Origin of the sequence: Bifidobacterium biavatii DSM 23969, from assembly GCF_000741165.1 — a bacterium.
In the GTDB taxonomy this organism is placed as follows: Bacteria; Actinomycetota; Actinomycetes; order Actinomycetales; family Bifidobacteriaceae; genus Bifidobacterium; species Bifidobacterium biavatii.
Map to the genome: position 1 here is coordinate 47,398 of NZ_JGYN01000007.1, position 16,224 is coordinate 63,621.

Sequence of the window (16,224 nt, forward strand, 5' to 3'; positions counted from 1 at the left end):
CCACGTGCATTACACGTGCATTATCGGAAAGCGGCATATGGCGGAACGGGCGGGTCTTGCCTTCAGACAGCATTCGTCGGCGGCACCCGTGCCCGCTGGAGGGGCCGATCGGAAGCGGTGCGTCCCAGGACGGATTCGCTGAACGTTGCGACGGCAAATGCCGAAAAAGTCCGTGTGGACGGCAGTGCTGACGCAGTGGCCGTCTTCGCCGTGTGTCGATTCGGATGTTCGCCCGTCGTGGATTCCCGCAGCGGATCAACGATCCTGGAACGGTTCCGGTTGCTGGAACGTTGCCCGCGGTTTCGTTCGGAGTCAGCCTCCTCGCCGCGGTCATCGACGGGAACGGCATCGTCGGAGGAGTCGGCGTTGGATGGCTCCTTGGCCCCGTCACCACCGCCAGCGCCTTTGCCCTCTTGGTTTTTGGCGCCCGAACCCGCATCGCCGGCGTCTTTGTCGTTGCCGCCGTTGCCCTCAGTTATCTCCGTGTCCTTATTGTCCTTGTCGTTCTTGTCGTTCTTGTCTTTGTCCTCCTCTTTATTCTCGTTGTCTTCTGTATCGTCTGTGTCCTTCCGGTCGTCTTTGTCTTTGCTTTCCTCCTTGTTCGGATTTGCGCGAAACCCTTGCACGAACCCGCCGTTCGCTTCGTGCTCGATGCCGGTTTCCCCGGCATTGGACACAACACGAACCGACCACGTATACGATTCGGCCCGTTCAAGCCGGCACTGCGCAACATCCAGTTTTTGACTGCCGCCGTTCCACGCCACCATGCAGGAAGATCCACCTTCGGGCGTGACCACGATATACGAGGAGACATCCCGGCCCCAAGCTTCGATGCCGCCTCCGTTGACGTCGATAAGATCGGCGGTGTCGGCGCTCCACGACACATTGCCGGGCAGCTCGATGACCGCCGGCACCCGATACACGTACGGAGTCGCTGAACCCGCGGCCTCCGGTCCGGACACGCCGTTGAGTAGCTGCCGCACGCGGAAACCGGAGAACGTCTGCCACGGTTTCAACTCGAAAGTTGCGGAAGTCCCTGTCACCGTCCGGTCGGAAAAACCGGGCGACGACACGACGAACGAATCGAACGCCCCCTCCGCACTCCATGAGGCTGTGCAGACGGCATCCGCGCAGGAAAACGACGGTGACGACGGGGCCTCCACATCGTATCCGGCAACCGCTTCGTTGCTGGAAGCTGTTACCGAGGCGGCACCGGACCGGGCAGGACGCAGCGTTGCGGTAACGCGCAGCCGCCGTCCCCACTGAGATGCGTCAGCCGTGAACGACGTAGACGGTGACGCACAATCCATGTCAACGGTCGCATCCCCACTGACCGAAATGCCTCCGCATCCCGCATTGCGCAGGTCTCCAAGCGTAACGACGATACGCATCCCGCCCTTACGATCCGTCGATTCCAAAGAAACGGCAATGGGCACCGGGTCTCCCCATGGAAGCGCCGACTCGATGGACTCGCCATGGTTGCCGACTCCCACACGGTTGACTGCTGCGACCGAGGCCCGAAACGACGCACCATCTGTAATCGCCTCGTCCGGAATCGTAAACGCTGCTTCCAATCCGGTTACGGTCTGCACAGCCGAATAGCTGCCCGAAGCGCTTGACAAGGTCACCCGATATTCGTCCGGCGCGCTGCCTGAATAATCGGGGGCGCTCCATTTCACGACAACGCCGTGATAGTCGGCAGTCACCGTCACATCGACGGGTACTCCAGGCAACCGGTCGGGAGTTGCCCGAACCGCTGCGGATGGTTCAGACCAGCCAACCGCATTGCGCGCGCGAACGGTGAACTCATACGTCCTTCCGTTCTCCAAACCGGTGATGCTGCATACGGTCGCCAATCCGCACGATCGTTCGCCATCATCCCAAGACACCGCATATTCGACGATCGGACTGCCGTTCGCCGCTCCCGGCGTCCACGATAGGCTGACCATGCCGTCCGCCGGTTCTCCGGAAACTGGTGAAGGCAGCGGAGGAGCAGGCACATCGGACACGGACACGCTGATCGTGCCGTCCACCCTTCGTTCCGGATCACACGTGGCATCCTCGACGGTGAACCGTATCGAATACGCTGCCGCACCGCTATCCGCAGGCACGCGAACGAACAGGGGACCGGATCCGTCGCAGCCGTCCACAATCAGCGGAGAGTCTTGTCCCGGATCACATCCGACAAGCTTCAGCGGCGTATCGGGGAACGGATTGTACGCGTTTGCCAACGGATCAATCCGGACACGCTCGCCTGCCCCGGCCTGCACGGCAGCATCCTGCACTTTGGCCATCGGGCGTTTGGACGCCGTCACCTGCACCGTCATCTCGGACCACACGATGCCGGCCGCATAATGAACGGATACAGGCACCGCCACAGTGGTCCCGGGTTTCGCATCAACGGCGGCCGTGACGGACAACAACCCGGAGCCGGAGACCGCTGCCTCCAGGCCATTCGCCGTCATGCCTCCGGAATATGAGTATTCGGGCGCCTTCCCGGCCGCCGCATATCCGATAGGTGCCGTGGTCAGCTCGCGAAGATCAATATCCTGGCGCTCGCCGGGCTCCAGTTCGATCGATGCCGCCGTGAATGCGGGAGCGGGCGTCTCCCTGCCGATGACCGTGATGGGCAGCGTCAGCACGGAGGAATTAACGATCCGCGCCGAGTCGTCGGACTTCGCATCCGTGACCGTGAACGTGATCGAAGCAGGCCCGGCATAGCCAGCGGCAGCAGTGAACTGCAGCGTCTGATCGTCAACGACCAGATCGCCCCCATCCGATTTGGTAGCGCTGACCAGTTCGGGAGCACTGATATACGCCGTTTTACCTGCACCGACGCGCACATGGTCCGCAAGACGGATGACGATCGTCTCCCTTGCATTCACAGCCAATGCCGGCGCCTTGGGGCGCAACATCGGAGGAAACACGCCGTATGCCGGCACATGGATGAACGCGGTCGCGACAATGCCGTACGTCGTGTTCGTCACCGTGTAGGGCACGGCGCGCGCCTCGTCGACCAGATCAATGCTGATTGTCGTGGAACCGTCGCCGATCATCCGCGCATGGTCGGCTGCAGACGATGCGACCGCAACCTTGAGCTCGTCGGGAGAACCGGAAGGATTCGCGATCCAGGGAGACACATCGATCTCCACGCTTTGCCGGTCGATCGTCGCCGACGCCGGCACACGATAGTCGTAAGCCGTTGGCGGCTCGATTCCGGCCTCTTCGTCAACCGTGACGGTCAGTGTTGCCGTACTGCTGAGCCCGGCCGGATCCCTGACCGTGTAGGTCACATACCCCGTGCCGGAAACACGTGGCGCGATCAGCTCGATGGATGAGCCGTTGACGTGCGCGTCATCGATGCCCTGCGTTTCCAGCCGTTCGTCCAACGACAGCTCAACTCCTTCCGCCGCGATGTCGTTAGCGGTGACTGGAACCAAGGCACGCGTGCCGGGACGCAGCGTGATTCCGTCATCTCGGGCCACCACGCCGGATCTTGCCGCGTTGGGCACGATGCCGACGCGAATGGTTGCCTGCGCCCGCTGCCCGGTCCAATCCTCCACAGCATAGGAGAACGTGTCGGTTCCAGCCGAATCCGCATACGCCTCGTAAGTCAGATGGTCCGCGCCGACTTCGACGACCCGGCCCAGTGAAGGCACGGTATTGCCCAGTCCGAGCAGTATGACGTCATCGCCGTCGGCGTCAATGTTGGACAGGGGAATCGTCACGTGCACCGTATGCCCGGCAACGGTCTGCGCCTCCACGTTACGCGGCATGGGCGCGGCTTTGCCTTCTGCATCGCCGGCATGCACAGTTATCGTGAGTCGCCCCGATGCGGCGTTGCCGTAACCGTCGCGTATCGTGTAGGTCAGCTGATACGTGCCGGGTTCATGACCGGCCTGATAGCGAATGCTCCCATCGGACACGAATGCCAGTCCGCAAAACAGGTCTCGGTCATACCGCAGCTCGTCAAGCAGTGTTATGCCGGCGCCATTCGAGTGCAGGACCCGGTCGAGTACGTTAACCGATGCGATGCCGCCGGTACGCACCCGCATGCTGAGATCCGGAGCCGTTGGCGCGACCTCGGACACGGCTGAAGCCGGCGGGTGCAGGATGATGGTTCCCGTCGCAGTCCCGGCGGCATTGGCGGCCACATAGGATATGCGCACGGGAGCCGTCGGAATCCTCCTTGCGGTCAGGTACACGCGCTTATAAGCCACCAATCCGGCGGAAATGCCGGAATCCGCGTCGGCGCGCACCGACGTGACGCTCAGTACGCCGCCCATCGGATCGATGTCATTGGCCAACGGTTCGACGATGGCGGTTCCGTCATTGCCGAGGAGCGCCACATCGTTTGCGGCCACGGGCATCGCAGCCTCGCCGGAGACGTCCGCCACCTCGACGCGAGCCAACCCGATCGTCGGCACCTCGCCTTGGACAACGGTGTACGGCACATAGTAAGTGCCTTCCTGTGCTGCCGAAAACGAGAACGACAGTCCCGCATCCAACGTCACACTGGCACCGTCCGGCGCTTCGGCGGCAATCAATGACACGGGACGGCTCGATGTGGCTCGCACATGCGGTTCGAGATCGACGATGGTGCGAACGCCCGGCGTCGCCTGCGCGCAGACCGCCTCCACGGTCGCTGCCAAGGTGTCGGCGGGATGGACGGAGAAATATACCGTGCCAAAGCAGGTGTTCCGACCGTCGGACACCATCACTTCGACGCCGATTCTTCCTGATTCCACTGAACCCGGGTCAAAAATTAGCTGCCCGTCGGCGCGGACGGATACCGATACCCTGCCTTCTTCTGTATGTGGCGCGGCGGCGACCAGAGACAACGGGTCGCCATCCGTATCCAGAAAACCGGCAAGCGCGTTCACCGTATAGATGGCTCCCTGTTCAACATCGTATTCCGCGGGAGCATCGGCTTGCACAGGCGCGTGATTGTCGTCCGCGTCGGTCAGATTCAACGTTACGGATGCTGTGGATGATTGCCCCCGTCCGTCGTCGACCGTATACGAGAATGACGCGGTACCAGCTTCGGCGTGACTTGCGTCCAATTGCAAGTACCGTCCGCCATGAATCGGCTGTACGGCAAACGCGGCATCGGCGGGTACGTTCACCGCGGCGATGCGCAGCACCGAACAGTCGGTCTGCTCATCGTTGCGCTGCACGTCAAGAATCTGCATACCACCTGCACGGGCGCCGAGCTCATCGTCCATGGCGCGAATCGACCCCGATTCAGCTGAACACGTTGACGAGAATTCCCGCTGCCCATTGGCCGAAGCGTCGTTGCCGGTACGATCCTTGGACTCGTCGGCGCTCGTGGTGTTCCACTGGACGCTGACGGCTTGCGTGGAGGCTGCGGGATTCCACACAACGCCGTTGGCCACGTCATTGAGCAGGGCGTGACGGTGATTGGCACGAAACACCAGATCGGAAGTGCCGTCGACCGTTTCCAGCGTCGTAAACCCGGCGCCGTTGGAGGAGCCGGCAGCAACGTCGTCGAGATCGCAAACACGCAGATAATTGTCGCCCACACGGCTCCACGCCGCATGGATGCAGCCCGCCACGGACACCGGTTGCGCCGGCTCGGCCGGGATTCCGGCCGTCATGGTGTCCATTTCGCCTGATTCGGACAGATCGATCAGATATAACCCGTCACGTCCGGCGGCCGCAACCTGGCATGCCTGTTCTCCGTCAATGGAAGGGGATTGCAGGAGCAGACGCTGCTCTCCGGTGCTGGCCTTGCCGGATGGCCAGTGCACGTCGCCGCCGATCGAGACGATTGGCACGCCGCAAATCACGGTAAACCCATCCACCGGAAGGGAAGCGCCGACATCGATTGCCGTGATGCGTTGCGCCCGGCCGCCGGGCTTGGCGATGCGCAGCACGTCGCCGTCCCGAGGTCGATACCCGTACAATGAGCCGTCATGGGTGACCACGGCCCGACCTCCGTCGCCCAACGTAAGCTGTGGTTCCCCAGTCCGCGGCCTGATAGATTCGAGCGCATCCGTCCGCCCGGACCACACTTGGCCGGTTGCGGTGTCGATCATTGCAACCGTTTCGCCTCCCAATAGCGTCTTGGTTCTGGCGTCGGCAGGAAGACTGCCGTCCTCCGACAACGATGAAGCCAAAATCCGTGTGGACGTCGAGCCGTTCGTGAGCAGCATGTCGTCGCCATGCTGCATGACGTCAAAGCGTGCGGCATCCACGGACAACGAGGCATTGGTTTCCTCAGCCAGCACATTGAACCGTGCGGCTTTGCGATCCTTCAACGACGTTACCCATACCGTGCCGTCATCCAACGTCACCTGATGACTGGTCACTGACACCGCCCATATCGCGGCGAACGCGATGGCGAGCACACAGAGCAAGGCTCCCTGGAACGGCAAAAAATCGCGGTGTTTTCCGGCGTGACGATGCGAGGCACCTGCATCCGCGATTCGGCGAATCGGAAGAAGCGAGCGCACTCGCCGTAGCCTGCCGGTATTCGGCAACCTTTGCCTGCCGGACCGGCGAAACGGTGAAACTGGGTGATGCGACATCGGAAACTCCCATCGTGTCTGTTGGCAGCTGATCATCGGTGGGTTGCGCAAGCCACCGCGGGACGTGCCGACGCCCTGCGGTTCGATCGCATGATGCTCACTTGAATGCACGGTGCGGCGTCGTCCCCGCGCAAAGTGAGCGTCGTGTCCTCGATCGACACCATGGCTGCCTCCTGCGGTCCGTCGGCGTCATCCACAGGCGACCACAAATAGGAGTCGCCATCCTGCGGATCAGGATTGGACCAAGTGAACGTGATCGCGTCTTCTTGCATGGTGCCGGACAGGCGATCAGGCGTCGGCACCACGTCAACGTCAACGGCGTCATCGGGAACCGAAACCGTATCAAATACGGAAACCGACGGCGTGTGTTCCACTGTATTCGCCGCGTCTGTACCGTTGTGGGCGGCAAGCAGCATGCCGGCCATCGCGATCATGGCCAGCATGGCCATGCTGATGGCGGGGCCGGGAATGCGACGGGTGACCGTCGCGTGACGGCCACGGGAACGTGACCGGCATCGTGACGGGCGTGCCGCCTGCGGACGTTTTGGGGTATCGCGCACGGCGCGAATCGACCGGGGGGTCGTTGGTCGCAGTGCTGCCTTGGGCCTTGTCTCATTGTGCGCGACAGGTTGAGCGCCGATCTCTTTGCAAGGTCGGGCATCGGTTTCGGCGTCGGCCTGAGCCACCGTGGTGTTTTCCGGGAACGGTGACGATCCTTCGACAACCAACGGCGTCATCCGGCCGGTCATGCGACGCTGCGCTTCTTGCAGGGCGCGGGCGAATTCCACGGCCGACCCGGGCCTGTCATCGGCAACGGGAGAAAGCGCACGGACCAACACGTCGGACAGTACGGGCGGCATATGCTCCGGCAAGGCGCACACTTTCGGGGATCGACCTGCAAACGCCGCGAACAGCGTGGCCGCCAGAGAATAAACGTCGGACGATTCATCGCCGCCGCGATCGCCGTCCGTCACCTCCGGGGCGGCCCATAATGCCGAATGTCCTGTCTGTTCCCCGGGACGGTACACGTCGGCGGCTACGCCGAAATCGGCGAGCATCGGCATGCCATCCTCGTCGATCAGCACGTTCGCGGGTTTGACATCGCGGTGGGCGATACCCAGTCGGTGCGCGGCGGCCAATGCGCCGGCAAGGCGGACGCCCCAATCAGCCACTTGAACTGCCCCAAGTGTGTGCCGGGCGATCAGGTCGGCGAGCGATCCTCCCGGCGCATAGGCAAGCATCAACCATCCCCGACCGTCCGAAGACACACCGGCATCATGTATGGCAAGCACATGTGGATGGCCGCCAAGTTCGGCCAGTGCACGGGCTTCGACGACCATTCGTTGGCCGGTGGATTCGTCCAACCTGCCTCTCGACACCTTCACCGCCACCGTGCGATCGTCGTGATGCAATCGATAGAGGTATACGTCCGCCGTACTCCCGCGACCGAGCGCACGGATGAACGTGCAGCCGGGCAACATCGGCGGACGCTCGGACGGGATTTCACCCGTCGGCTGGACGGATGTGATCGTCGAGGATGCTGCACTGCCATGCTGCATGGGAACCTCCTTCGGTTGGTTGTCCGATCGTCGTATGGCTCATTCCGTGCGGCGTTCGGGACGGGTGAGGCGAGCATACACGAAGTCGCCGCGTTGCCGACCAAATTTCGACCCCTGTGGTCGAAAGGTCAGAAAACCCAGTATTTTCAACAAACGGCTTCGTACTCACGCCGGACAGGTGTGGATAAGTAGGGGGTATGGGTGCTGCATTTCGGCGTCAGACCGAGGTGGTGTGGATGGCACTGGAGGAGGCAGCGTGCGTGATGCAGCACGCGACACGCTGGTGGTGGTTGTTTTTTGGTGGTGTGGGTTGTGTGGTGGTGTGGGTTGGTGTGGGCTTGTGGGGTGTTTTTGYGTGTTTTCGACACGCCGATGGTTGCTTGTGTTTTCAGTGGTTTTGGGGTGTTTTTGTGTGGTGGGTTTGCGTTTGGGGTTGGGGTGGTGTAAGTTATTCACTCGCTGCCGCTGAGCGGTTGGGTTGCTTCCTGTTGGTTGGTTTCCTGATTGGCTTGTGTGTGGTGGTGGTTTGAGAACTCAAGAGCGTGTTTGTACTACTTTTTAGAGTCAATGTTTTGATTGCCAGTTTGTTGTCCGCCTGCTGCTGTTTGTGGTGGTGGGTCTGTGTGAGCAGGTAATGGATGGCAAGGTTTTTGTGTGAATGTCCTTCCTTATAGGATGTTCCGTCAATATGTATGAGAGTCATTGTTGGTTCTCTTTGCAAGTTTTTTTTTGTGGAGGGTTCGATTCTGGCTCAGGATGAACGCTGGCGGCGTGCTTAACACATGCAAGTCGAACGGGATCTGGAGTGCTTGCACTCTGGTGAGAGTGGCGAACGGGTGAGTAATGCGTGACTGACCTGCCCTGTACTTTGGAATAGCTCCTGGAAACGGGTGGTAATGCCGAATGTTCCACATGAGTGCATGCGATTGTGGGAAAGGGTTTACCGGTATGGGATGGGGTCGCGTCCTATCAGCTTGTTGGTGAGGTAATGGCTTACCAAGGCTTCGACGGGTAGCCGGCCTGAGAGGGTGACCGGCCACATTGGGACTGAGATACGGCCCAGACTCCTACGGGAGGCAGCAGTGGGGAATATTGCACAATGGGCGCAAGCCTGATGCAGCGACGCCGCGTGAGGGATGGAGGCCTTCGGGTTGTAAACCTCTTTTATCAAGGAGCAAGGCGGCCTTTTGGTTGTTGAGTGTACTTGTTGAATAAGCACCGGCTAACTACGTGCCAGCAGCCGCGGTAATACGTAGGGTGCAAGCGTTATCCGGATTTATTGGGCGTAAAGGGCTCGTAGGCGGTTCGTCGCGTCTGGTGTGAAAGTCCATCGCTTAACGGTGGATCTGCGCCGGGTACGGGCGGGCTGGAGTGCGGTAGGGGAGACTGGAATTCCCGGTGTAACGGTGGAATGTGTAGATATCGGGAAGAACACCAATGGCGAAGGCAGGTCTCTGGGCCGTTACTGACGCTGAGGAGCGAAAGCGTGGGGAGCGAACAGGATTAGATACCCTGGTAGTCCACGCCGTAAACGGTGGACGCTGGATGTGGGGCCCTTTCCACGGGTTCCGTGTCGGAGCTAACGCGTTAAGCGTCCCGCCTGGGGAGTACGGCCGCAAGGCTAAAACTCAAAGAAATTGACGGGGGCCCGCACAAGCGGCGGAGCATGCGGATTAATTCGATGCAACGCGAAGAACCTTACCTGGGCTTGACATGTTCCCGACAGTGGCAGAGATGTCACCTCCCTTCGGGGCGGGTTCACAGGTGGTGCATGGTCGTCGTCAGCTCGTGTCGTGAGATGTTGGGTTAAGTCCCGCAACGAGCGCAACCCTCGCCCCGTGTTGCCAGCATGTTGTGGTGGGAACTCACGGGGGACCGCCGGGGTTAACTCGGAGGAAGGTGGGGATGACGTCAGATCATCATGCCCCTTACGTCCAGGGCTTCACGCATGCTACAATGGCCGGTACAGCGGGATGCGACATGGTGACATGGAGCGGATCCCTGAAAACCGGTCTCAGTTCGGATTGGAGTCTGCAACTCGACTCCATGAAGGCGGAGTCGCTAGTAATCGCGGATCAGCAACGCCGCGGTGAATGCGTTCCCGGGCCTTGTACACACCGCCCGTCAAGTCATGAAAGTGGGCAGCACCCGAAGCCGGTGGCCTAACCTTTTTGAGGGGGGAGCCGTCTAAGGTGAGGCTCGTGATTGGGACTAAGTCGTAACAAGGTAGCCGTACCGGAAGGTGCGGCTGGATCACCTCCTTTCTACGGAGAATTCAGGCTTCTGTTTGGAAGCTGGTGTGTGCCCCACGGCCATGATCGTCATGGTTTGGTTGGGGTTGCTGGTGTGGAAGAGATTAGAGTGTTGGCTTGTGGTATGGGCATGCTTTTGGGTTCCCGGACCGTCACCCCAGGGGTTTTCCTGGTGCGGTTCCGTGCCTCTGGTCGCATGGCTGGGCTGTTGTCTGGTGCGTGGGCTGGTGTGTGTGGTGGTTTGAGAACTGGATAGTGGACGCGAGCAGAATATGAAATGTTTGTTTCATGTTTTGTTTTTTCGTTGAGCTCAAGACAATTTGGTTTGTTTTGGGTGTTTGATCGTTTTGTGATCGTTAGTGTGATGATTTGTCGTCAAGCAGTTTTGCTATGGAATTTGTGTGTGACTGACTGTTGTGGTTGGTTGCTTGCAAGGGCGTATGGTGGATGCCTTGGCGGACAGGACCGATGAAGGACGTTGCGGGCTGCGTTAAGCCTCGGGGAGCTGCCGAGCGGGCTTTGATCCGAGGATTTCCGAATGGGGGAACCCGGCCACCGTTATGGGTGGTCACCGGCTTTGGCCGGGGGGTACGCAGGGAAGTGAAACATCTCAGTACCTGCAGGAAAGGATACTCCGTGAGTAGTGGCGAGCGAAAGCGGATGATGGCTAAACCTTGTGCGTGTGATACCTGTCGGGGGTTGCGTATGGGGGGTCGTGGGAGCGTGTGTCCCGTCGCCGATGAGGCGGGCGCGAGTGATAAAACCTTGTTGGAGACGAACCGGTTTGAAGGCCGGACCGTAGTGGGTGATAGTCCCGTAGTCGAAGCAGCTGGGTCTCGTGATTGTGTTTCCCAAGTAGCTCGGGCCTCGTGGAATCCCGAGTGAATCTGCCCGGACCGTCGGGTAAGCCTGAGTATTCCTGTTCGACCGATAGTGTACTAGTACCGTGAGGGAAAGGTGAAAAGCACCCCGGGAGGGGAGTGAAAGAGTTCCTGAAACCGTGCGCTTACAATCCGTCGGAGCCTTTCGGGGTGACGGCGTGCCTATCGAAAAATGAGTCTGCGAGTCAGTGGCATGTGGCGAGCGTAAGCCGTGTGGTGTACGCGTAGCGAAAGCGAGTCTTAAAAGGCGTGTGAGTCGCGTGTCCTGGACCCGAAGCGGGATGATCTAGCCCTGGGCAGGTTGAAGCGCGGGTAAGACCGTGTGGAGGACCGAACCCACCTGGGTTGAAAACCGGGGGGATGACCTGGGGCTAGGGGTGAAAGGCCAATCAAATTCCGTGATAGCTGGTTCTCTCCGAAATGCATTTAGGTGCAGCGTCGGTTGATTGCGTCCGGGGGGTAGAGCTACTGGATGCTTGCGGGCCCGTATTGGGTACCAACAGCAGCCAAACTCCGAATACCCGTGGCGTGTATGCTGGCAGTGAGTCGGCGGGGGATAAGCTCCGTCGTCAAAAGGGAAACAGCCCAGATCGTCGTCTAAGGTCCCTAAGCGCGTGCTAAGTGGGAAAGGATGTGGAGTCGCATAGACAGCCAGGAGGTTGGCTCAGAAGCAGCCATCCTTGAAAGAGTGCGTAACAGCTCACTGGTCTAGTGGTTCCGCGCCGACAATGTAGCGGGGCTCAAGCACGCCACCGAAGACGCGGCAACAACGTTTGTTGTTGGGTAGGAGAGCGTCCTGCACGGGGTGAAGCCGTGGCGTAAGCCTATGGTGGACTGTGTGGGAGTGAGAATGCAGACATGAGTAGCGAGAGCGGGGTGTGAATCCCCGCCGCTGGATGACCAAGGGTTCCGGGGCCACGTTCGTCGTCCCCGGGTGAGTCGGGTCCTAAGGCGAGGCCGACAGGCGTAGTCGAATGGATGAACGGGTTGATATTCCCGTACCGGTAGTAGACCGATCAGACTGAATCCATGAGTACTAACCTCCGGATGATCTTGATCCTGCCTTCGGGTTGGTGATGGGTTGTTTGTTGGGACTGTAGTGGTAGTAGGTGAGCACAGGAGCGACGCGGAAGGGTAGCCGACTGCGGAGGTGGTTTTCCGTGGTTAAGCGTGTGGCCCGCATCCTAGGTAAATCCGGGGTGCATGAGGGTGAGGCGTGATGATGGGAGTCTTTTGGCTTGAATTCGGTGATCCCATGCCGTCTAGAAAAACTTCGGTGTGAGGGCTGTTGCCGCCCGTACCCTAAACCGACACTGGTGGTCAGGTAGAGAATACCAAAGCGATCGAGTGAATCCTGGTCAAGGAACTCGGCAAATTACTCCCGTGCCTTCGGTATAAGGGAGACCCTTGAATGTGAAGCGTGTACGCGTGGAGCGTTTGGGGGTGGCACAGGCCAGGGGGTAGCGACTGTTTACCAAAAACACAGGAGCGTGCGAAGGCGTAAGCCGCTGTATACGCTCTGACGCCTGCCCGGTGCCGGAAGGTTAAGAGGATCCGTCAGCCCTTTGGGTGAAGCGGTGAATTTAAGCCCCGGTAAACGGCGGTGGTAACTATAACCATCCTAAGGTAGCGAAATTCCTTGTCGGGTAAGTTCCGACCTGCACGAATGGCGTAACGACTTCCCCACTGTCTCGACCAGGAGCTCGGCGAAATTGCAGTACGAGTAAAGATGCTCGTTAAGCGCAGAAGGACGAAAAGACCCCGGGACCTTTACTATACCTTGGTATTGGCGTTAGGCGCGGATTGTGTAGCATAGGCGGGAGACTGTGAAGCGTGGGCGCCAGCTCATGTGGAGTCGTAAGGTGAAATACCGCTCTGTTCTCGTTTGACGTCTAACCACGACATGTTATCCATGTTTGGGACAGTGCCTGGCGGGTAGTTTAACTGGGGCGGTTGCCTCCTAAAGAGTAACGGAGGCGCTCAAAGGTCCGCTCAGCCCGGTTGGCAATCGGGTGTCGAGTGTAATCGCACAAGCGGGCTTGACTGTGAGAACGACGGTTCGAGCAGGGACGAAAGTCGGAGATAGTGATCCGGTGCCGGCGCACGGGCGCGGCATCGCTCAACGGATAAAAGGTACCCCGGGGATAACAGGCTGATCATTCCCAAGAGTCCATATCGACGGGATGGTTTGGCACCTCGATGTCGGCTCGTCGCATCCTGGGGCTGGAGCAGGTCCCAAGGGTTCGGCTGTTCGCCGATCAAAGCGGCACGCGAGCTGGGTTCAGAACGTCGTGAGACAGTTTGGTCTCTATCCTCTGCGCTCGTTGGAATCTTGAGGAGGCCTGCCCATAGTACGAGAGGACCTGGGTGGACGAACCTCTGGTATGCCAGTTATCCCGCCAGGGGTATGGCTGGTTAGCTACGTTCGGAAGGGATAACCGCTGAAAGCATCTAAGCGGGAAGCCCGCTCCAAGATAAGGATTCCGTAAGGCCTTGAGCCTTTGTACCCTCCATGAAGAACACGTGGTTGATAGGCCGGACGTGGAAGCCGTGCAAGCGGTGGAGCTGACCGGTACTAACAGGGAACAGCAACCAACTATGCACACTCGTATGAGTGTGACACGCATCGATACCATGCAAGATCTTGTGAGGTGACAAGGAATACTCACGATCACACGATCAACACCATACGAAAAACACTCGCGTTCACTCTCCGGTTCCCAAACCATCACGAATACCGGTTAAACGAGCATGCTTGTTTAACTGTTAATTAAAGATTTGCGGCGGTCATGGCCCAGGTGAGACGCCCGGCTCCATTCCGAACCCGGAAGCTAAGGCCTGGCACGGCAATGGTACTGCACCCGACAGAGTGTGGGAGAGTAGCACACCGCCGCATCACACGTTATCAAGGATCCCGGTAGAGCAACAAGCTCCCGGGATCCTTTTTTCATATACACACGAATAACCTTCAACCCTTCCGCAATTGACGGGCGTACCAGCCGATCCCGCGCATTCCAATCGTCCCTAGGAACCCTTGCAAGGAGTCGGGAAACCGCATACGCGTATTGCGTCACGTCATGCGACGGCATCTGCCTTTGACTATCATCGGTGCCATGCGCATTTCCATCATCGGTCTCTCCGGTAGCGGCAAGTCGACGCTGACCCGATACTGCGGTGAGCATTACGACATTCCCACGTTGTATCTGGATACCGTGCAGTTTCTTCCCGGCTGGCGCACCCGCCCCGTTGAAGAGCAACAAGCCATGGTGCGCGCCTTCCTCGACGACCATGATTCGTGGGTCATCGATGGCAATTACACCAATCTGGCGTATCGTCGGCGTCTTGATGAGTCGGATCTCATCGTGATCATGCTGTTCAACCGTTTGTCGCGGCTCTGGCGAGCGTTCAGACGTCTGTGCAGGTATCGCGGTCAGTCGCGCCCGTCCATGGCTAATGGATGCGAGGAACGCATGGATGCGGAATTCGTATGGTGGATCCTGCACCGTGGTTGTGATGCCGGGCATATGCGGGAATACCGCAACGTCATGCGTGACTACAGCGGCAACGTCGTCGTGGTCCGCAATCAGCGGGAGCTGAATCGTTGTATGGCGTCGTTGCCGGACGATCCTTGTACCCGCTGCGCCTAGCATCGTACGAACATAATGCCTGTTATCGGATAATTCGCGTGGCGGAAAACACTCGCTGAACGCCGTTCAGTGAGTGTTTTCCGCCACGTGCGTCCCTATCCGAACACTTCGATCGCCGCAATCGTCCGCAGCAGATCCTCATCGACGAGATCACGCCCGTATGCGTCAAGAAATACCTCGCGGTATGCATCCGTATGCAGATTGAACCGCAGCGTCCACAATGCCCAGAACACATCCACATGCCGGTCGCTCACGCCGGCGCAATCCATATCAACGAAACCGCTGAACCGCCAGTCGTTCAGGATCACGTTCGGCAGGCAGTAATCCCCATGAACCAGCGTATCCGCACGTAGCAGTGACCGGTTGCCGCACGCGACCGCATAGATCCCATCAACGGATGCCTCGCCATAGAGCTCCGTATAGAACGATACGTCCCAATGGCCTGCGGCATGATTGCGCGCCGCAGTCGCAAGATAATCGCGTAGCCGGTTCCGGTCGGGACAACCAGTGAAGTCGAGTTCATGCAATGCCCACAGCCGATGCGCCAGAAGTACGGCCAGCCGTGCCGGCTCGTGCAGATATCGCGATGTGACGCAATCCTCGCCGGGAATACGTGGAGTGACCATCCAATCGTGCCCGGATTCGTCGGTGCAGTACCGCAGAACCGGTGCGGAAAGTCCTTTGCCGTGGAAATAGGCGGTGAGTTCGGCCTCGTGCCGCAGCGTGTTGGCGGCAGCGGTTTTGATGAAGTATCCGGCGTCTTTTGCGGAGTAGTACACGCGCGCTTCCGGCGACGAACTGCTGTCGAACAGGCCGTGATCGTTGATGTACGGTCTGACCGATGCCGGGAACGCGACGGTGCGCGGATCGATTGCCGTTCGTCGCATGATTGCCTGCCCATTGTGGATGACCAAAAATGCTGCTTGATTGAGGTCGATTGTACTGATCGTTATGGCTACGGTGGGCGGTGCCAGCTCCGGATCGTGGTGCGACACGCTGGTGGTGGTTGTTTTTTGGTGGTGTGGGTTGTGTGGTGGTGTGGGTTGGTGTGGGTTTGTGGGGTGTTTTCGCCTGTTTTCGACACGCCGATGGTTGCTTGTGTTTTCAGTGGTTTTGGGGTGTTTTTGTGTGGTGGGTTTGCGTTTGGGGTTGGGGTGGTGTAAGTTATTCACTCGCTGCCGCTGAGCGGTTGGGTTGCTTCCTGTTGGTTGGTTTCCTGATTGGCTTGTGTGTGGTGGTGGTTTGAGAACTCAAGAGCGTGTTTGTACTACTTTTTAGAGTCAATGTTTTGATTGCCAGTTTGTTGTCCGCCTGCTGCTGTTTGTGGTGGTGGG

At 59.3% G+C, this 16,224-nt stretch carries 5 protein-coding genes and 3 rRNA genes; 5 read left to right on the plus strand and 3 right to left on the minus strand.

Features of this window, described 5'->3' with window-relative positions; all coding sequences use genetic code 11:
* Positions 1 to 62: 62 nt before the first annotated feature.
* A complete protein-coding gene (locus tag BBIA_RS03635; RefSeq protein ID WP_051923739.1) occupies positions 63 to 6,371 on the minus strand; it encodes an Ig-like domain-containing protein in 6,309 nt (2,102 codons plus the stop codon).
* A gap of 212 nt (positions 6,372 to 6,583) precedes the next feature.
* Positions 6,584 to 8,110 (minus strand): serine/threonine-protein kinase, encoded by a 1,527-nt coding sequence (locus BBIA_RS03640; protein ID WP_035138017.1) that lies wholly within the window; start codon positions 8,108 to 8,110, stop codon positions 6,584 to 6,586.
* Between the two features lie 236 nt (positions 8,111 to 8,346).
* On the opposite strand from BBIA_RS03640, the gene BBIA_RS14115 reads away from it, so the two are divergent.
* The 5 genes from BBIA_RS14115 (at position 8,347) to BBIA_RS03660 (ending at position 14,890) form a co-directional block, all read left to right on the plus strand.
* A complete protein-coding gene (locus BBIA_RS14115; RefSeq protein WP_156103664.1) occupies positions 8,347 to 8,640 on the plus strand; it encodes a hypothetical protein in 294 nt (97 codons plus the stop codon).
* Between the two features lie 198 nt (positions 8,641 to 8,838).
* Positions 8,839 to 10,374 (plus strand): 16S ribosomal RNA (locus BBIA_RS03645).
* A 408-nt stretch (positions 10,375 to 10,782) separates the two neighbouring features.
* A 23S ribosomal RNA gene (locus BBIA_RS03650) occupies positions 10,783 to 13,841 on the plus strand.
* Positions 13,842 to 14,022: 181 nt separating this feature from the next.
* A 5S ribosomal RNA gene (gene rrf / locus BBIA_RS03655) occupies positions 14,023 to 14,139 on the plus strand.
* Together the 16S, 23S and 5S rRNA genes form the textbook arrangement of a ribosomal RNA operon.
* A gap of 181 nt (positions 14,140 to 14,320) precedes the next feature.
* Positions 14,321 to 14,890, plus strand: coding sequence for a P-loop NTPase family protein (locus BBIA_RS03660; RefSeq protein WP_152600634.1), 570 nt, complete (start codon positions 14,321 to 14,323; stop codon positions 14,888 to 14,890).
* A gap of 95 nt (positions 14,891 to 14,985) precedes the next feature.
* Here BBIA_RS03660 and BBIA_RS03665 read toward each other — a convergent pair whose 3' ends face one another.
* Positions 14,986 to 16,062, minus strand: coding sequence for an aminoglycoside 3'-phosphotransferase (locus BBIA_RS03665; protein WP_238548425.1), 1,077 nt, complete (start codon positions 16,060 to 16,062; stop codon positions 14,986 to 14,988).
* Positions 16,063 to 16,224 lie beyond the last annotated feature (162 nt).

Coding starts and splice junctions, on each gene's coding strand:
- BBIA_RS03640 (WP_035138017.1), bottom strand. CDS start 8,110: ATGCAGCATGGCAGTGCAGCATCCTCGACGATCACATCCGTCCAGCCG.
- BBIA_RS03660 (WP_152600634.1), top strand. CDS start 14,321: ATGCGACGGCATCTGCCTTTGACTATCATCGGTGCCATGCGCATTTCC.